The sequence below is a fragment of the Telluria sp. GW821-FHT07G12 genome, from assembly GCF_059418525.1.
Genome location: NZ_JBWKQA010000001.1, coordinates 577,760 through 594,436, shown reverse-complemented (window position 1 = coordinate 594,436; position 16,677 = coordinate 577,760). Strand labels below are relative to the sequence as shown.

The window sequence follows — 16,677 nt, the reverse complement described above, 5'->3', positions numbered from 1 at the left end:
GTTAGACTAAGCGCGATGAAAACAGATCTGTCGGCGATAGCGGATTACGTCATGCCGGACATTCCCGAGAAAAGAGCGGATCTCGGGTTTTTGTTCGGGACGCGCCAGGGCGTCGAGGAATTCTGTTTGACGGCGCATTCGCTCTGGCAGCGCAAGATGTTCGACAGGCTGTTGATATCGGGCGGTGCGACGCATGGAAAACCTGAAACCGAGGCCGAGGTGATCTGCGAGAGGCTGCTCCAGCTGGGCCTTCCCCGGGACGTGATGATCCTGGAGACATCGGCGACGAATACGGGAGAGAACGTCGTGTTCTCGCGGCAGAAGCTTTCCGAAACCATGGCGCTGGACGACATAAAAAGCGTTCTCGTGATCGGCAAGATCTGTTCGCTGCGGCGTTACCTGATGACCCTGGAACGCCATTGGCCCGGCCTCGTGCTGTCTGCCTCACCCGTCAATTTTTTCGGGGTCGGCAAAGAGCACTGGCACACGCATGCGGACTTCCGTGCGAGGGTGCTCGCCGAATTCGAAAAAATACCGGATTACCTGAAACGCGACTTCCTGCGCGAACTTGCAAGCCTTAACCAGTGAAAGAAAGCTCGATATGTTGAAAAGGAATTCCACCATCGCAGTGATTGCCCCGGCGGGCATTCCGGAGATGGAGCAGGTGCAAAAAGGGATAGCGTTGCTGCGCGACTGGGGCTACCGGGTCCGGGAGGGCAGGCACCTGCGCGAGCGCTTTCGCTATAACGCGGGCACTGGGGCGCAAAGGACCGAGGATTTGCAATGGGCGCTGTCCGATCCGGAGATCGACGCGGTATGGCTGGCCCGCGGCGGTTTTGGTTGCATCCACTGCCTGGCGGGGCTTCCCGATACGCTGCCCAGGGAGCGGATCGTGATCGGCTTTTCCGATGCGACGTCCTTGTTCGGCGCCTTGCATCGCAAGGGCCACGTCAGGCTGGTTCACGGGCCAACGCTGGAGAATCTCGCGACCACGATCGACGACCTCAGTCGGCAAAGCGTCCTGGCATTGCTGGCTGGAGAGGAGCGCGTGCCACTTCGCGGCACCCATGTCTGGGGGCCTGCACACGAGATCGCGGCGCCTGTCATCGGCGGTAACCTGACCGTGTTTGCCAGTATCGCGGGGACCGGCTCGGCCATCCGCGCCAAAGACGCGATCCTCGTTCTGGAGGACGTCACCGAGCTCGCGTTCCGAATGGACCGGTCGGTTCACCAGCTGCTCGCCAGCGGATTCTTTGACGGGGTCAAGGCGATTGCGTTCGGGGAGTTCGTCCGGTGCCCCGTGCCTCCGGGCAGCGATTTCACCGTCGAGGAGCTGCTGACGGATCTGCTGAAGCCTCTGGGCGTGCCGATCGTCGCGGGACTGGGTGTGGGGCACGGCGAACGTAATCTTTCGTGGGTCATCGGGGAGCGTGGCACCCTGCGCGACGGCAGCATCTACTTTGAAGAGGCATAATGAAAATTCTTGTATCGCGACTCTTGATTGGCCTCGTTACCGGGGTCCTGCTTGTCGCTTGCGCCAGCGGTCCGCGCATCGACCGTTCGTTGTCCACGCCCGACCAGCGCAGCCGTGTGAAATACCTGGTCCTGCATTACACCGTCACCGACACGCCGCAATCGATCCGTATTTTCACCCACCAGGCCGGGGTCGAAGCCAGCATCCATTACCTGCTCAGCAACGATCCGGAACCCGTCATTTACGGCATCGTGGATGAAAGCCGCGCCGCCTACCAGGCAGGATCGGATTCGGGCTGGAAGGGAGACCGCAATCTGAACAATATCTCGATCGGCATCGAGATCGTCAATGCCGGCTGGGTCGACGGACCGAATGGGCGCAGCTGGGCGCCTTATCCGCAAAACCAGATCGAGACACTGATCCCGCTGATCAAGGACATCATGGCGCGCCACCACATCGCACCCGAGAACGTGGTCGGCCACGCGGACGTCGCCCCCCAGCGTAAGGAGGACCCTGGCGCCCTGTTCCCGTGGAAGCGCCTTGCTGCAGAGGGCATCGTGCCATGGCCGGACGAGGCCCTGGTCGCGCTCAGGCGGGCCGAGTACGAATCGGCGCTGCCCGATATGGCCTGGTTCCAGCGCAAGCTGGCAGCCATCGGCTACGTCGTGCCGCAGGATGGGCTAGCCAGCCAGGAAACGCGCAATGTCCTTATTGCGTTCCAGACCCGCTATCGGCCTTCGAAGATCGACGGCGAGCCGGATGCGGAAACTGCGGCGCTGCTGGATAGTCCCATGCGGGTAGCCGTTCATTACAAAAGATAAACCTTGTCAAAACCTGATGAGAAGAGTACTGTATAAACATACAGTATTTCTTCGCATCACCATGATCAACTGCTCAGATTCCACCTCAGCAGCGCCGGAATCGTTGCATCCGTCGCTCTGGCGCGCCTCGCAGCTGGCGCGTTCTTCAAACCGCTGCGTCGACACCGGCCATGCGGCCCTGTCGGCGCAGCTGCCTGGCGGCGGCTGGCCGACCGGCGCCCTGGTCGACCTGCTGCTGCAGCAGCCCGGCATCGGCGAGATGCGCCTGCTGCGTCCCGCCCTGGCTGAGGTGGCGGCGCGCCGCATCGTGCTGCTGCAGCCGCCGCATCCGCCGCAGGCGCTGGCCCTGGCCGCGCTGGGCGTGCCGCCTTCGCAGCTGATCTGGCTGCGCGCCAGCCGCACGGCGGATGCGCTGTGGGCGGCCGAGCAGGTGCTGCGCAGCGGCAGCTGCGGCGCCATCCTGTTCTGGCAGAACCAGGTGCGCAGCGACAGCCTGCGCCGCCTGCACCTGGCGGCGCAGGGCGGCGAGACCCTGTTCTTCATGATGCGTCCGCTGGCGGCGGGGCAGGATGCCTCGCCGGCGCCGCTGCGCCTGGCGCTGCGGCCCCAGGCCGGCGGCATCGAGATCGACTTCGTCAAGCGCCGGGGGCCGCAGCGCGATGCGCCGCTGTTCCTGCCGCTTTCCTCCAACCTCATTCAAACGCACATTCACCGCCATGCGCCTGTGGATCGGCCTGTCACTGCCCCGGCTCCCGCTGGAAGTATTCAGCCCCAGCTGGTGCACTGACGCCGGCAGCGTCGTGCTCGAGCAGGAGCGCGTGCTGGCGGCGTCCCCGGTGGCGCGTGCCGCCGGCGTGCAGCCCGGCATGCGCCGCGGCGGTGTGCTGATGCTGATGCCCGAGGCCCAGGTCCACGAGCGCTCGCCGCCGCGCGAGGCCGAGGCTCTGTACGCGGTGGCGATGGCGATGCTGCAGTACACGCCGCAGGTGACCGAAGCCGAGGAGGGCACGCTGCTGATGGACGTAGGCGCCAGCCTGCGCCTGTTCGGCGGCGTGCGCGCGCTGTGCCGGCGCGTGCGCGAGAACGTGCGCGCGCTGGGTTTTTCCGCCTCGCTGGGCTGCGCCCCGACGGCGCGCGGCGCCTGGCTGCTGGCGCGCGCCGGTAGCGGGACCATGCCTTACCGGCGCACGGTCAAGATGCCCTCGCTGGTGCGCCGCCTCGACCTGCTGGAGGTGCTGCTGGCGCCGCCGGCGCGCCCGTACGCGGCCTGGTTCGAGGGCATCGGCTGCATCAGCTTCGGCGAGCTGCGGCGCCTGCCGCGGCCCGGCCTGCAGCGGCGCTGCGGGCGCGCGCTGCTCGACCTGGTGGATGCCGCCTATGGCCTGAGCCCGGAGCTCTACGAATGGATCGCCGCGCCCGAAACCTTCAGCGCGCGCATCGAGCTGTTCGACCGCATCGACGACGCCGAACTTTTATTGGCCGGCGCCCGGCGCCTGCTGCTGCAGCTGACCGGCTGGCTGTGCGCGCGCCAGCTGGCGGTCGAGCGCATCGTGCTCAAGCTGGAGCACGAGCGGGGCAGGGAAGCGCGCCCGCCGACCAGCGTCGAGGTGGCGCTGGCCGAACCGGCCTGGCGCGACGAGCACCTGGTGCGCCTGCTGAAGGAGCGCCTGGCCAAGCTGGTGCTGGAGGCGCCGGTGATTGGCATCGGCCTGGAAGCCAGGCAGCTGCAGCCGATGGCGCCGCCGAACGAGTCGCTGTTCCCGGAACCGGGCGGCACCGAGGAAGACCGCATGCGCATGCTGGAGCTGCTGGTGGCACGCCTGGGCGCCGAGAACGTGCTGCAGGCCTTGCCGATGGCCGACTACCGCCCGGAGCAGGCCAACATGTGGGTGCCGGTGCAGCAGAAGGTCAGCGACCGCGCGCGCAATGCGCAGATGCCGCCCGACGTGATGAGCCTGCCGCGTCCGACCTGGCTGCTGGCCAAGCCGATCGCACTGCTGATGCGCGACCACCGGCCCTTCTACGGCTCGCCGCTGCGCATGGCCTCGAACCCGGAACGCATCGAGGCCGGCTGGTGGAACGGGCCGCAGACCCGCGACTACTTCATCGCCGAAGGGCAGGACCATGCGCTGTACTGGGTCTACCGGGAGCGTATCGGGGCCGACGAAGAGGAGCCGCGCTGGTATCTGCATGGCTTGTTTGGCTAAGGAAAAACCGAAGCAAGCTATCGAGAAAAGCTGATAAATTCTGAGCAATTCGTCATTAGAATTCCGGACAGACTTCATCACCTCTGGAACGATATGAACCTTGAAACCCTGATGTCCTTTCTCGCTTCACTGTTCGACGGCAGCATGGGCTGGGCCATCCTGTGCCTGGCGCTGGCGCTGCGGTTTGCCCTGCTACCGCTGACGCTGCACATGGCGCGCAAGGCGCTCGCCAACCAGCAGAAAATGAAAGCCCTGCAGCCGCAGGTTGAGGCGATCAGGGCGCGCCTGAAGGACAAGCCGCAGGAGGCATTCGCAGCCGTCGCCGTGCTGTACAAGGAAAACGGCGTGCGCCTGCTCGACCGTTCCACGCTCCTCGGCGCACTGGTCCAGCTTCCCGTGTTCGGGCTGCTCTACAGGACGGTCAGCCATGCGAGCGCAGGCAGCGGGCCTTTCCTGTGGATGCGTAGCCTGGCATCGCCCGATGCCGCGCTCACGGCGCTCATCCTGCTGCTGACGGGCCTCGCGGCCTGGTACTACCCCTCGGCCTCGGATCCGTCCATGCTGATGGTGGCAATGCAGGTGACGGTGATGGCCTTCATGGTGTGGAAGCTGTCGGCCGGCCTGGGCCTGTATTGGGCGGCATCGTCCGGCGTCAACGCCGTGCAGACCCTCATGCTCCGCCGGGAGCGGAGCCGTTCGCAAGCGCTTGCAGACAGCCGGCAAAGCGCTCGCCGATAAGCCGATGGCTGGCCGCGTCCGGATGCAGTTCGTCCGGCAGCGGCAGCCGCAGGTTGTCGTTCGGGCCGTACAGCTCGAGACCATCGACGTAATGGAGGTTGATGTCGGAGGCGCGCCGCTGTTCGACGATCGCGCGCAGCTGCTCGCGGATCACGCCAAGCGTCAGCTTGCCCTGCCGGACCTCGTCCGCATTGCCGCCCGCCTTGAACAGCAGGCGCCCTTCGGCCAGCGCATCCATGTCGTACACCGAGGGACCGGGCAGGGTTTCGTGGATGGGACAGAAGATCGGCGACATCACAAGCAGCGGCGTGTCGGGATGGCCTTCGCGTATCGTGTCGAGAAAGCCGTGCACAGCCGGGCCGAAGGCGCGCAGGCGCATCAGGTCCTTGTTGACCAGGTTGATACCGATCTTGAGGCTGATGAGGTCCGCCGGCAGCTCGCGGATGCCGCGGGCGACGAAGGGATCCAGCAGGGCGTTGCCGCTGTAGCCCAGATTCAGCAGGTCGTAGCCGGTGCGCAGCGCGGCCACCGCCGGCCAGGTGCCAGAAGGGTGCGTGGTGTTCGAGCCCTGGCTGATCGAGCTGCCATGATGCACCCAGCGCCGCCGTCCCGCCGTCGGTACCGAAGACAGCGGCGCGTCCGAACGCAGGAACACGAGTTCCGTCACTTCGTCGTGCGGCAGCCAGATCTCGATCGTCTTCTGCTTGGGCGGCAGGCCCTCGAAGCGCAGGGTCTGCACCTCGCCTTCGGTGACGCTCGTCGCGCCGGTGGCCATGTCGATCTGCAGGGTCCGGCCGCCCTGCACGCTGCCCTGGCGCGCCAGTTGGCCGCCGATGAACAGGTCGTAGATGCCATCCGGGCGCGGACCCAGGCCGCTGTAGACGCGCTTGGTCGCGAGCACGCCCAGTTCCACGGCCGTCGCCGCGGTCTGGAACAACAGGCGCACGCCGGACGGCTGCGATTCCGCCATCGCCAGCTGCGCATCCGGGCATTGCGCGCGCGCCCAGGCGGGCAGGCGGTGCGGCAGCAGCCCGGCTGGGGTCTGCTCGATGTCGAGCGCGCCGTGGATGAAGTCGCGCGTCAGCGGGGTACCGATAGGAAGAGTGGTCTCATGCATGGATGGCATTCTACGCATTCTTGCCGCGCCACGCCGCCGCGCTCAGCCACAGGGCCGACACCAGGAAGTAGAAGGCGCCGAAGCCGGCATAGCCGATGACGGTGGCGATCGAGGGCATCATGGGCGTACCGGCCTGGTAGATGAAGAAGGCGCCCGCCAGTGCCGACTGCGCGCCGCTCAGGACCATCGCCCATTGCGCGCCCACGCTTTTCCAGCGGCCCAGCGCCGCGCCCAGCTGCAGCAGGCCGGAGAGGATGGCCCAGGCGCCGAACACGGCCAGCACCCGGTGCATGTCCGGCAGCGCGAAGGCCACCGCGGCGGCGACCGCCAGGCTGACGACGACGTTGAAAGCCTGGCTGCGGTTCTTCGCAAGGCCGCCGCTGCGGCTGCCGTCGGCCAGGTTGGCCAGCGCGTCCCAGACCGGGTAGCCGACCAGCAGAATCGCCGCCAGGCTTGGCGACTGTCGTCCCGGCCCCAGGGCCGCAAGCACCCAGACGATCGAGAATGCCGCGCGGGTAAAGTAGTAGCGCTTCAGCCAGGCTTCCTGGGCGGCGTGGTCGATGGCGGTGGAGGAGGTGTTCATGTCGTTTCCTTTGTGGACGAGTATTCTATCTACTAGTTGGTAGATATCTGGCGTAAAAAAATGCGCAAGCCGAGGATGAAGCTTGAGAGACAATGCGCTCCAATCCTACCGACTGGTAGGTTGGCTGTCAAGCGGGGATGCCGAGCGAACGCGCGACCGCCGCTTCCGCATGCAAACCGGTGGTGTCGTACAGCGGCACCGGGCTGTCTTCCGGCCCTATGAGGAGCATGATTTCGGTGCAGCCGAGGATGATGGCCTCGGCGCCGCGCGCGACCAGGCCGGCGATCACCTCGCGGTAAGCCTGGCGCGAGGCGTCCACGATCTTCCCCTGCACCAGCTCTGTATAGATGATGCGGTGGACCGTGGCCCGATCTTCCGCTTCCGGCACCAGCACCTCGAGGCCGTGCTCGTCCTTCAAGCGGCCCTTGTAGAAATCCCGTTCCATCGTGAAGGCCGTGCCGAGCAGGCCGACCCGGCGCAGCCCGGCCGCCTTGATGCGTTCGGCAGTGGGGTCGGCGATATGCAGCAGCGGCAGGCTGGTCGCCGCCTGAACCTGGGGCGCGGCGATGTGCATGGTGTTGGTGGCGATGACGAGGAAATCGGCGCCGCCGCGCTCCAGGCGCTGCGCCGCGTCGACCATCAGGGCGGCGGCTTCATCCCAGCGATCGAGGCGCTGCAGGACCTCGATGTCGGCGAAGTCGAAAGACCACATCAGGCAGCGCGCCGAGTGCAGGCCGCCGAGCCGCGTGCGCACGTCTTCGTTGATCAGGCGGTAGTATTCGGCGGAGCTTTTCCAGCTCATGCCGCCGATCAGGCCGATGACTTGCTGGTTCCTGGTCGATTCGCTGTGTGAGGACATGGCGCATTTCCTGTCAGGGATGGGCTCATGAGTATAGCGCGCGTCGCCAACTTGCACAGGCGGCCGATCCGGTGCAAAGTGGCGCTTATGATTACTGAACGCATGGATTTCCAGGGGCCGCACGGCACGATCTCGGCCAAGCTCGACGCGCCGGACGGCACGCCGCGCGCCTACGGCCTGTTCGCCCACTGCTTCACCTGCAGCAAGGACGTGCTGGCCGCAACCCGCATCTCGCAGGGCCTGGCCGATCTCGGCATCGCCGTGCTGCGCTTCGATTTCGCCGGGCTTGGCGACAGCCAGGGCGAGTTCGCAGACACGAATTTTTCGTCGAACGTGGACGACCTGGTCGCCGCCGCCGACTTCCTGCGCGATAAATTCGCGGCGCCCAAGCTGCTGATCGGCCACAGCCTGGGCGGCACCGCAGTGCTGGCCGCGGCCCACCGCATCCCGGAATCGACCGCAGTGGTGACGATCGCCTCGCCGAGCGAGCCGCACTACGTGGTCGACAAGCTGCTGTCCGAGCACCTCGACACCATCGCGGAGCTGGGCGAGGCGCGCGTAAAACTGGCCGGCCGCGATTTCGACATCCGTCAGCACTTCGTCGAAGACGCGGCCAAACACCAGCTGCACGAGCGGATCGCCAATCTGGGCCGCGCGCTGATGGTGATGCATGCGCCGCAGGACGGCACCGTCGACGTCGACAACGCCGGCCGCATCTTCGGCATCGCCCAGCACCCGAAAAGCTTCGTGTCGCTGGACGGCATCGACCACCTGGTGACGGGCAGGCAGAACGCAGCCTACGTGGCCGGCGTGATCGCGGCATGGAGCGCCCGCTATGTTTGATCATTCGAGTTTTGAACGCCGGCGCGACCGCTTCGATTTCTTCGACCGCATGCAAAGCCCGGCGGTCAACCTGTGCTTCCGCCTGGACCTGCCGGATTTCCGGCCCTGGTGCAAGGAGCAGGGCTTGGCGCCTTTCCACGTGCTGCTGTGCAGCGTGCTGCGCGCCACCCTGCAGGTCGAGAACTTCCGCTACCGCGTGCATGAAGGAGAGGTGATCCGCATCGAGCGCCTGCAGCCGTCCTTCACGGTGGTCAACCAGCACTTCGACCTGAATTTCGCCCAGTTCGACTGGTCCGACGACGTGCGCGAGTTCGTCGCCAGGGGCCTGGCAGCCCGCGAGGCAGCGGGGAACATGCTGGCGCTGAACGAGCATTACCTGCGGATGTCGCCGCGCGACGCCAAGGACCAGGTCTTCGTCACCTGCATGCCATGGCTGGACTTCACCTCGATCCAGCATCCGATGGCCTCGCTGGCCACGCCGGACATCCCGTCCCTGGCCTGGGGCAAATTCCGCGATCGCCCAGATGGCGGCCTGCAGCTGCCGTTCTCGGTGCAGGCTCACCACGGCTTCGTCGACGGCTACCACATCCACCTGCTGGCGCAGCAGATCGCCGCCGAGCTGTCGGCAATCATGGCGAGCTGACGATCTAGTCGCCGCCTCCGCCGCAGCCGCCGCCGCAGGAACTGCCGCAGCTGCTGCCGCCGTCGCCCCCGCCGTCGCCGGCAAAGGCGAAGCCCCCGTCCGCGGAGGAACCGCAGCTGCTGCCGCTGTTTGCCAGCGCGGCCTGCCGCAGCTGCATGTGGGCCAGCACCATGTCGGCATCGACCAGGCCGGCCGCGAGCAGGGCTGAGGTGAGCAGTTCGGGATGGGCCTGGGCCCGCTGCAGGCACAGGCCACGCTTGTTCAACCTGGCGTAGACGATCTCGTCGCCGCGATTCCAGTAGCCATGCCCGCCCGGCATGCGCAGCCGCGCGTCCAGCCCGAACAGCTGCGGCAGGCGCGGACCCAACGGGGTAATCCCTTCCAGCCTGCGGCCTTTCAACAGGGTGTTGCCCAGCGCGCCCGAGCCCAGGCCGGCGCGCTCAACGTGCGGGATCGTGCGTCCGAAGTGCCTGCGGCAGTAGCGTTCCAGGCCGATCGGGTCATGCCGCAGCCAGGCGTGCCAGACCGAGTCCGCCGCTTCCGAGGGAAGGGCGCAGGGCGCTTCGCTGTGCGAGACCGTGTCGAAGAAGCGCAGCAGGCCGTCGGCCGCGCGGACGAAAAAAAAGGCATCCGTGCGGATGCCTGGGTATTCTTGCGGTGCGCTGTCCCGCCAGCTGCGCTCCAGGCCTTCCGGCAGGCCTTCGAGCGCAGTGCAGTACGTTGACGCCCGCATGAAGCGGCGGGCGAGCATTTCCTTGATGCTCCTGCTGATCCAGTTCATTGATGCCTCCTGTCTTGTTATGGTTTTGTCGGCAGCGTCAGCTTACGGTTTCCATATGACAGTTCGATGACATGGATCAGCGCCAGGTGTCACTTCAATGCGGAGTAGATATTCTCCAGGCGATCCTTGGTGCCCGGGATGCGTTCCAGGCGCGGATAGCGCAGGCCGCCGTGGTAGTCGAGCGGGATGGTGCGCAGCACATTGCCCTTTTTGACCAGCAGCTGGATCGGCGCCGATGAGTCCTTGGCCTCCTTGATCGCCTTCTTCAGCAGCTCCGGCTTGAAGGCGCGGTTGTTGACGGCGACGATGCTGGTGTTGGCGGCCAGGCCGGCGCGGAAGCCCGGACCGTCCCAGATCACGTTGCGCACATTGCCTTCCGCGCTCACGGTGAAGCCCACCGAATAGCTCAGGTCCGCGACCTTGTTGCGGTCGTCGGCGCCCTTGATGTAGTCGGTCGGGGTGTCGGTGTAGACCAGCTTCCAGCCGGCGCGCGCCAGGCCGTCCAGCGGTGCGCCCGGGCCGTGGCCGTCGACGCGGGCGCGCAGGAAGCTGGCCCAGTCGTAGGGTACGATCTTGTTGAGCGTCGCGACCACGTCCTCGAAGGTGTAGAAGGCCGGCAGGAAGCTGCCGTCGTTGATGCCATAGAACGCCTTGGCGAAATCGTCCAGCGATTTCTTGTCGCCCGATTTTTCGCGGATCAGGGTGTCGACGTCCAGCCAGATCAGCTGGCCTTCCGAATAGTAGTCTTCGCTGCGCTGCCAGTTGGCCCAGCCGAGCGGACGGCGGGCATTCAGGATCGGGTCGTTGACCGTGTCCTGCATCGCGCGCCAGCTGCGGCCGGCGATGCTGTCGTAGCGCGCGGCGGTGGCGGCCAGCGCATCGCGCGCACCCGCCATCGACACCAGGGTCGAGCGCGCGCCCAGCACGCTGCCCCAGTACTGGGTCTGGCCTTCGTAGACCCACAGCAGCTCGTTCTGCAGCGGGGTATTGAAGTTGGGGACGTTCTGGCCGGCCGGGCGGCGGAACTTGCCGTCCCACGAGTGGGTGTACTCGTGCGGCAGCAGATCGCGGCCCGACTCGCCCTTGGCCCACTCGGTAAAGTAGCCCGGCTTGACGCCGTTCTCGCTCGACTGGTGGTGCTCGCGGCCGATGCCCCCGAATTCGTCGGACAGCGCGAACAGGAAGTCGTAGTGGTTGTAGTGGTGCGAGCCAAACAGTTTATACGCTTGCTTGACCAGCTTGCGGTGGGCTTCGATCTGCTCCGGTTTCGCTTCCAGGCTTTCCGGCGAGTCGGCGAAGACGTTCAGGCGCACCGGCACCTTGGCGCCCGGGTCGAGGTCGAACTGCTTGTAGTAGTGGCCGGCGAACAGCGGCGAGTCCATCAGGGTCTCGAGGTCGTGGGTCTTGAAGTGGACTTCATCGCCCTGGCGGTCATTGGTTTCCAGCGCGGTGGCGTACTGCCAGCCTGCCGGCAGCTTCAGGTTCGGCTGCACGTTGATGCCGCGCGCGACGTAGCCGGCCGGGTACAGCGCCACCGACACCCATTGCACGCCGAGGATCTCGTCGGTCATGGTGATGCGGCCCTGCGAGCTGTCCAGCGGCGACAGGTACTGGTACTCGGCTTCGAGCACGGTCGCGCCTTCGGGCACGTTCACGTGGAAGGCGAACACCTGCACCGGGTCGCGGGTCCATTCGACCGGCTTGCCGTTGGCCGTGAACTTCAGGCCGGCCAGCTGGGTGATCGGGCCGTTCGGGCCGTGATTGGCCGGCAGCCACTGCGGATACAGCAGGGTCAGCGGGCCCGGCTTGACCGGAATGCTCATGCGCATCTGGAAGATCTGCTGCGTCAGATTGGTCGCGTCGACGTTCAGGACGATGGTGCCGGGATAGCTTGGTTGGACAGGCGCAGGGACGTCGGCACGGGCCGGGAAGGCGAGCGTGAGCGCCAGTGCGACGGCAGTGGCGGAACGGGTGGCCAGGGTCTTGAAACGACGATGCGAATGGTGTGCGGTCATGGCTGAGGAAGCGGTCGATGGTGAATCAAAAATGCAACAAACGGCGAGTGTAGCACCCGCTGTGAATTGAAAATGCTCAGCCGCATGGATGCAAATAAAATTTGCAAAACGAGATTAAAAACGATATTTCGTATGCCTTGAAAACGAATGAGGCGGGCATTAGATTGGTCCCAACGGATGCTCACGATGAGGTCCGTCAACTTATCGCTTAACTTTGAAAAGGATATTTCATCATGCGTACTTTTGACCTGACTCCCCTGTATCGTTCCGCCATCGGCTTCGACCGCCTGGTGAATATGCTCGAGCAGCGCGCCGAAACCGCGCCGAGCTACCCTCCGTACAACGTCGAACTGGTCAGCGAAGACAAATACCGTATCGTGATGGCGCTCGCCGGCTTCAGCCGCAGCGAAATCGAGATCGTCGCCGAACGTGACACCCTGCACGTGACCGGCCGCAAGCAGAAGGACGAGGTCCAGCGTCACTACCTGCACCGTGGTATCGCCCAGCGCGATTTCGAGCAGCGCTTCCAGCTGGCCAACCACGTGAAGGTCGTCAGCGCAGGCTTCGACAACGGCATCCTCACCATCGAACTGGTGCGCGAAGTGCCCGAGGCCCTGAAGCCGCGCAAGATCGCGATCGCCGATGCGAACGGCAACACCGACAATGTGCAAGTGCTGGAGCAGCCGCAACAGCAAGCTGCATAATCGGGTAGGGTGGGCTCTCCAAGCCCACGATAAAAAGGCGCCGAGGCGCCTTTTTTTACGTCCGTGGGCACGGGGGTGCCCACCCTACTTAAGTCCGCTGTAAGCATCAATAAGCTCGTCCTTAAGAGTGATTTAAGGGTCTTGCGAGAAACTAGCTACATCAAAAAAGCAGTCATTAAAAACCACTTTCCCAATCTAGGAGTACGTATGGCTAACGAAGGTGCAGTCACCGCCATCACCGCAAAGCGTCTCACCCTGGCCCTGTGCGCGGCCGGTGTCATTGGCGGAGCGGTTGGCGCGGTCGCAGTCAATCACAATAACGCCACCGCTGCCGCCGAAGCTGCCGCGCTGGCGGCGCAGGCCCCGGCCCCGGTGGCAGCTGCCCCGGCCCCGGTGGCGGGCAATCCGGTCGGCACAAGCCTGCCCGACTTTACCAAGATCGTCTCGCACAACGGCCCGGCCGTGGTGAACGTGCGGGTCGTCGGCAGCCACAAGGTGGCGCAGCGCCAGATGCCGCAGTTCGACGAGGACGATCCTTTCTATGAATTCTTCCGGCGCTTCCAGCCGCAGCAGCCCCAGCAGCCGCGCGGCAACGGAGGCGGCCGGGAACTCGTTTTCGGCGCTGGATCGGGCTTCATCGTGAGCCCGGACGGCGTCATCCTGACGAACGCGCACGTGGTGCGCGATGCCGACGAAGTCACGGTCAAGCTGCAGGACCGCCGCGAATACCGCGCCAAGGTCCTGGGTTCGGATCCGAAGACCGACGTCGCCGTGCTGAAGATCGACGCCAAGAATCTGCCGGTGGTCCCGATCGGTAACACTCGCAACCTGCAGGTGGGCGAATGGGTGCTGGCGATCGGCTCGCCCTATGGCCTGGAAAGCAGCGTGACGGCCGGCGTGGTGAGCGCGAAAGGCCGCAACATCGACACCAACGGCGTGCAGTTCATCCAGACCGACGTCGCCGTTAACCCCGGCAACTCGGGCGGCCCGCTGTTCAACACGCGCGGCGAGGTGGTCGGCATCAACTCGCAGATCTACAGCCAGACCGGCGGCTACCAGGGCCTGTCGTTCGCGATCCCGATCGACGTCGCGGTGCGCATCAAGGACCAGATCGTCAGCACCGGCAAGGTGCAGCACGCCAAGCTGGGCATCGGACTGCAGGATGTCGGCCAGGACTTCGCGGATTCGTTCAAGCTGGACTCGCCGGACGGCGCGCTGGTCAGGAACGTCGAGCGCGGCAGTTCGGCCGACAAGGCCGGTCTCAAGTCGGGCGACGTGATCCGCAAGGTCAACGGCCAGCCCATCATCTCCGGCGGCGACCTGAGCGCCATCGTGTCGGTGGCCAAGCCGGGTGACAAGGTGCAGCTCGACGTCTGGCGCGATGGCCGCGCCGTCCAGCTGAACGCGACGCTGGCGAACGCCAACGACAAGCCGGAGCCGGGCGATCGCGACAACCTGGCCAGCGCCGACAAGGGCGCCAAGCTGGGTCTGGCCCTGCGCGCGCTGGACCCGCTGGAACGCCGCCAGTCCGGCATCATGTCCGGCCTGCTGGTCGAGGATGCGGGCGGTCCGGCCCAGGTGGCCGGCGTGCAGCCGGGCGACGTGCTGTTGTCGGTGAACGGCAAGCCGGTGACCTCGGTCGAGCAGGTGCGCGAGATGGTCGGCAAGTCGAGCAAGTCGGTTGCCTTGCTGATCCAGCGCGGAGATGACAAAATCTTTATTCCCGTGCGGATTGGCTGAGAAGCGGGTTAAGGATGGCCTAAGGGTATGTTTAAGGGGAGTTTAAGCTCCCCTTAGTACACTAAAAGCTCGAAAGATTCTTCTATCCGCATGGTTTTCTGAGAATCGGGGGATTTGATGCGGCTGTTGCTGGTGGAAGACGATACGATGATCGGCGAAGTGGTGCTCGACCTGCTGAGGGCCGAGCACTACGCCGTCGATTGGGTCAAGGACGGCGAGATGGCCGACACGGCCCTGATGCAGAACCAGAACTACGACCTGGTCCTGCTCGACCTGGGCCTGCCGCGCAAGGACGGCCTCGAAGTCCTCCGCTCGATGCGGGCCCGCAAGGACCGCACCCCGGTACTGGTCGCCACCGCACGCGATTCCGTGGCCCAGCGCATCGCCGGGCTCGATGCCGGCGCCGACGACTACGTCCTCAAACCCTACGACCTCGACGAACTTCTGGCGCGCATCCGTGCGCTGCTGCGGCGTTCCGCCGGGCGCGCCGAACCCATCTTCGAATACAAGAACATCTCCATCAATCCCGCCACCCGCGAGACCCTGGTCGACGGCCAGCCGGTCGTGCTGTCGGCGCGCGAATGGGCGGTGCTGGAAGCGCTGGTGGCCCGCCCGGGCGCGGTGCTTTCGCGGGCCCAGCTCGAAGAAAAGCTGTACAGCTGGCGCGATGAAGTCAGCAGCAATGCGGTGGAAGTCTACATCCACGGGCTGCGCAAGAAGCTGGGCAGCGACCTGATTCAAAACGTGCGCGGCGTCGGCTACATGGTGCCGAAGGTATGAGTCCCAAGAAGGCGAGATCCCGGCTTACTCACTCCTTGCGCGGCCGCCTGCTGTGGTACCTGATGGCCGCCATCACCATCGCCGCCGTGGCCCAGGCCTCGATCGCCTACCGCACGGCGCTCGCCGACGCCGACCAGATCTTCGACTACCACATGCAGCAGATGGCGCTGTCGCTGCGCTCGCGCGTCCCGCTGGCCAACAGCGAGGAAGCCGGCAACGTCGACACGCCGCTGAGCGGCAGCGACGACCTGGTGGTGCAGGTGTGGTCGCCGGACGGCGTGCAGGTGTTCCGCAGCGCTTCGCATGCGCGCCTGCCGCAGCGCGCGGTGCTCGGCTTTTCCAACGTGCGCGCCAACGGCACGACGTATCGCATCTTCTCGATCCAGACCAGCGCCCAGACCGTGCAGGTGGCCCAGGACCTGGCCGTGCGCAAGAGCATGGCCAGCAACCTGGCCTTGCGCACGCTGGGGCCGATCGCGGTGATGATGCCGATCCTGATGCTGGTCGTGTGGTGGGTGATCAGCGGTTCGCTGGAGCCGGTCGCACGCGTGCGCAAGCAGCTGGCCTCGCGCCAGGCGGACGATCTGTCGCCGGTGTCGGACGCCGGCCTGCCGGACGAGGTGCGCCCGCTGGTGCAGGAACTGAATCTGCTGTTCGGGCGCGTGCGCACGGCCTTCGACACCCAGCAGAACTTCGTCGCCGATGCCGCCCACGAGCTGCGCACGCCGCTGGCCGCGCTCAAGCTGCAGGTGCAGAGCCTGGAGCGTTCCGAGCAGCGTGCCGACAGTCTTGACGCGCGCAAGCTGGCGATCTCCCGCCTGTCGGCCGGCATCGAGCGCGCCACCCGCCTGGTCGAGCAGCTGCTGGTGCTGGCGCGCCAGGAAGCCAGCGCCGCGCCGCGCCAGCCGGTGGTGCTGGCCGACCTGGCCAAGCGCGCGGTGGCCGACCTGATCGGGGTCGCGCAGAACAAGCATATCGACCTCGGCCTGCAGCGCGCCGACGGCGGCGAGGTCGAAGGCCAGCCGGAAGCGCTGATGATCCTGTTGCGCAACCTGATCGACAACGCGATCAAGTACACCCCGACCGGCGGCACGGTCGACGTCTCGGTGCTGGCGGACCAGGGCGGCATGAGCGTCACGGTCGAGGACAGCGGTCCCGGCATCCCGGCGGAAGAACGCGAGCGCGTGTTCGACCGCTTCTACCGCGTGCCCGGCAGCGAGGCCGCCGGCAGCGGCCTGGGCCTGGCCATCATCAAGTCGATCGCCGAGCGCCATGGCGCCGTGCTGGAGCTGGGCGCATCCGAGCGCCTTGGCGGCCTGGCAGCCACCGTGCGCTTCCCTGCCTGAATCCGAAAAACCGGCCCGTTTGCATT

Annotated in this window: 17 protein-coding genes; 12 read left to right on the top strand and 5 right to left on the bottom strand. The window is 65.8% G+C overall.

The genetic code is table 11. The annotated features are described in order from the left end of the window. Positions 1-15: 15 nt before the first annotated feature. The 6 genes from AC07PE_RS02835 to AC07PE_RS02810 all read left to right on the top strand — a co-directional run bounded on the left by AC07PE_RS02835 (position 16) and on the right by AC07PE_RS02810 (position 5,240). Positions 16-588, top strand: a complete 573-nt coding sequence (locus tag AC07PE_RS02835; protein WP_498761380.1) for a YdcF family protein — start codon at positions 16-18, stop codon at positions 586-588. Positions 589-601: 13 nt separating this feature from the next. Continuing rightward, the gene (locus AC07PE_RS02830; protein ID WP_498761378.1) at positions 602-1,474 is read left to right on the top strand and encodes a S66 peptidase family protein; all 873 of its coding nucleotides are present in this window, start codon (positions 602-604) and stop codon (positions 1,472-1,474) included. Further along, complete coding sequence (locus AC07PE_RS02825) at positions 1,474-2,295, top strand: N-acetylmuramoyl-L-alanine amidase (RefSeq protein ID WP_498761377.1); 822 nt, start codon at positions 1,474-1,476, stop codon at positions 2,293-2,295. The genes AC07PE_RS02830 and AC07PE_RS02825 overlap by 1 nt, the downstream gene beginning before the upstream one ends. Positions 2,296-2,356: 61 nt before the next feature. Beyond that, the gene (gene imuA, locus AC07PE_RS02820) at positions 2,357-3,082 is read left to right on the top strand and encodes a translesion DNA synthesis-associated protein ImuA (protein ID WP_498761375.1); all 726 of its coding nucleotides are present in this window, start codon (positions 2,357-2,359) and stop codon (positions 3,080-3,082) included. Then, positions 3,012-4,502, top strand: a complete 1,491-nt coding sequence (locus tag AC07PE_RS02815) for a Y-family DNA polymerase (protein WP_498761373.1) — start codon at positions 3,012-3,014, stop codon at positions 4,500-4,502. Before imuA ends, AC07PE_RS02815 begins: the two co-directional genes overlap by 71 nt. Positions 4,503-4,595: 93 nt before the next feature. Next, positions 4,596-5,240 (top strand): YidC/Oxa1 family membrane protein insertase, encoded by a 645-nt coding sequence (locus AC07PE_RS02810; RefSeq protein ID WP_498761371.1) that lies wholly within the window; start codon positions 4,596-4,598, stop codon positions 5,238-5,240. Here the strand turns inward: AC07PE_RS02810 and AC07PE_RS02805 are convergent. From AC07PE_RS02805 to AC07PE_RS02795, 3 genes are all read right to left on the bottom strand, one after another. Beyond that, positions 5,173-6,357 carry an SGNH/GDSL hydrolase family protein gene (locus AC07PE_RS02805; RefSeq protein ID WP_498761369.1) on the bottom strand — a complete coding sequence of 395 codons (1,185 nt, stop codon included), beginning with the start codon at positions 6,355-6,357 and terminating at the stop codon, positions 5,173-5,175. The genes AC07PE_RS02810 and AC07PE_RS02805 overlap by 68 nt on opposite strands. A gap of 10 nt (positions 6,358-6,367) precedes the next feature. Further along, a complete protein-coding gene (locus AC07PE_RS02800; RefSeq protein WP_498761367.1) occupies positions 6,368-6,940 on the bottom strand; it encodes a DUF308 domain-containing protein in 573 nt (190 codons plus the stop codon). Between the two features lie 127 nt (positions 6,941-7,067). Next, positions 7,068-7,799, bottom strand: a complete 732-nt coding sequence (locus tag AC07PE_RS02795) for an aspartate/glutamate racemase family protein (RefSeq protein ID WP_498761365.1) — start codon at positions 7,797-7,799, stop codon at positions 7,068-7,070. An 87-nt stretch (positions 7,800-7,886) separates the two neighbouring features. On the opposite strand from AC07PE_RS02795, the gene AC07PE_RS02790 reads away from it, so the two are divergent. After that, positions 7,887-8,642 carry an alpha/beta hydrolase family protein gene (locus tag AC07PE_RS02790; protein ID WP_498761363.1) on the top strand — a complete coding sequence of 252 codons (756 nt, stop codon included), beginning with the start codon at positions 7,887-7,889 and terminating at the stop codon, positions 8,640-8,642. Then, positions 8,635-9,285 (top strand): CatA-like O-acetyltransferase, encoded by a 651-nt coding sequence (locus tag AC07PE_RS02785; protein ID WP_498761361.1) that lies wholly within the window; start codon positions 8,635-8,637, stop codon positions 9,283-9,285. The genes AC07PE_RS02790 and AC07PE_RS02785 overlap by 8 nt, the downstream gene beginning before the upstream one ends. A 4-nt stretch (positions 9,286-9,289) precedes the next feature. On the opposite strand, the gene AC07PE_RS02780 is transcribed toward AC07PE_RS02785, so the two are convergent. Continuing rightward, positions 9,290-10,066, bottom strand: a complete 777-nt coding sequence (locus AC07PE_RS02780; RefSeq protein ID WP_498761359.1) for a UCP032817 domain-containing protein — start codon at positions 10,064-10,066, stop codon at positions 9,290-9,292. Between the two features lie 89 nt (positions 10,067-10,155). Further along, positions 10,156-12,081 carry a M61 family metallopeptidase gene (locus AC07PE_RS02775; RefSeq protein ID WP_498761357.1) on the bottom strand — a complete coding sequence of 642 codons (1,926 nt, stop codon included), beginning with the start codon at positions 12,079-12,081 and terminating at the stop codon, positions 10,156-10,158. Between the two features lie 233 nt (positions 12,082-12,314). On the opposite strand from AC07PE_RS02775, the gene AC07PE_RS02770 reads away from it, so the two are divergent. The 4 genes from AC07PE_RS02770 to AC07PE_RS02755 all read left to right on the top strand — a co-directional run bounded on the left by AC07PE_RS02770 (position 12,315) and on the right by AC07PE_RS02755 (position 16,651). Then, positions 12,315-12,785 (top strand): Hsp20 family protein, encoded by a 471-nt coding sequence (locus tag AC07PE_RS02770; protein WP_498761355.1) that lies wholly within the window; start codon positions 12,315-12,317, stop codon positions 12,783-12,785. Between the two features lie 207 nt (positions 12,786-12,992). Next, the gene (locus AC07PE_RS02765; protein ID WP_498761353.1) at positions 12,993-14,525 is read left to right on the top strand and encodes a Do family serine endopeptidase; all 1,533 of its coding nucleotides are present in this window, start codon (positions 12,993-12,995) and stop codon (positions 14,523-14,525) included. Between the two features lie 117 nt (positions 14,526-14,642). Then, complete coding sequence (locus tag AC07PE_RS02760) at positions 14,643-15,305, top strand: response regulator (RefSeq protein WP_498761351.1); 663 nt, start codon at positions 14,643-14,645, stop codon at positions 15,303-15,305. Next, positions 15,302-16,651 (top strand): ATP-binding protein, encoded by a 1,350-nt coding sequence (locus AC07PE_RS02755; RefSeq protein ID WP_498761349.1) that lies wholly within the window; start codon positions 15,302-15,304, stop codon positions 16,649-16,651. Before AC07PE_RS02760 ends, AC07PE_RS02755 begins: the two co-directional genes overlap by 4 nt. The last annotated feature ends 26 nt before the right edge of the window (positions 16,652-16,677 follow it).

Bases quoted from the DNA above. Each gene is read 5' to 3' on its own strand.
- AC07PE_RS02835 (WP_498761380.1), top strand. From the start codon at position 16: ATGAAAACAGATCTGTCGGCGATAGCGGATTACGTCATGCCGGACATT.
- AC07PE_RS02830 (WP_498761378.1), top strand. From the start codon at position 602: ATGTTGAAAAGGAATTCCACCATCGCAGTGATTGCCCCGGCGGGCATT.
- AC07PE_RS02825 (WP_498761377.1), top strand. From the start codon at position 1,474: ATGAAAATTCTTGTATCGCGACTCTTGATTGGCCTCGTTACCGGGGTC.
- imuA (WP_498761375.1), top strand. From the start codon at position 2,357: ATGATCAACTGCTCAGATTCCACCTCAGCAGCGCCGGAATCGTTGCAT.
- AC07PE_RS02815 (WP_498761373.1), top strand. From the start codon at position 3,012: ATGCGCCTGTGGATCGGCCTGTCACTGCCCCGGCTCCCGCTGGAAGTA.
- AC07PE_RS02810 (WP_498761371.1), top strand. From the start codon at position 4,596: ATGAACCTTGAAACCCTGATGTCCTTTCTCGCTTCACTGTTCGACGGC.
- AC07PE_RS02805 (WP_498761369.1), bottom strand. From the start codon at position 6,357: ATGCATGAGACCACTCTTCCTATCGGTACCCCGCTGACGCGCGACTTC.
- AC07PE_RS02800 (WP_498761367.1), bottom strand. From the start codon at position 6,940: ATGAACACCTCCTCCACCGCCATCGACCACGCCGCCCAGGAAGCCTGG.
- AC07PE_RS02795 (WP_498761365.1), bottom strand. From the start codon at position 7,799: ATGTCCTCACACAGCGAATCGACCAGGAACCAGCAAGTCATCGGCCTG.
- AC07PE_RS02790 (WP_498761363.1), top strand. From the start codon at position 7,887: ATGATTACTGAACGCATGGATTTCCAGGGGCCGCACGGCACGATCTCG.
- AC07PE_RS02785 (WP_498761361.1), top strand. From the start codon at position 8,635: ATGTTTGATCATTCGAGTTTTGAACGCCGGCGCGACCGCTTCGATTTC.
- AC07PE_RS02780 (WP_498761359.1), bottom strand. From the start codon at position 10,066: ATGAACTGGATCAGCAGGAGCATCAAGGAAATGCTCGCCCGCCGCTTC.
- AC07PE_RS02775 (WP_498761357.1), bottom strand. From the start codon at position 12,081: ATGACCGCACACCATTCGCATCGTCGTTTCAAGACCCTGGCCACCCGT.
- AC07PE_RS02770 (WP_498761355.1), top strand. From the start codon at position 12,315: ATGCGTACTTTTGACCTGACTCCCCTGTATCGTTCCGCCATCGGCTTC.
- AC07PE_RS02765 (WP_498761353.1), top strand. From the start codon at position 12,993: ATGGCTAACGAAGGTGCAGTCACCGCCATCACCGCAAAGCGTCTCACC.
- AC07PE_RS02760 (WP_498761351.1), top strand. From the start codon at position 14,643: ATGCGGCTGTTGCTGGTGGAAGACGATACGATGATCGGCGAAGTGGTG.
- AC07PE_RS02755 (WP_498761349.1), top strand. From the start codon at position 15,302: ATGAGTCCCAAGAAGGCGAGATCCCGGCTTACTCACTCCTTGCGCGGC.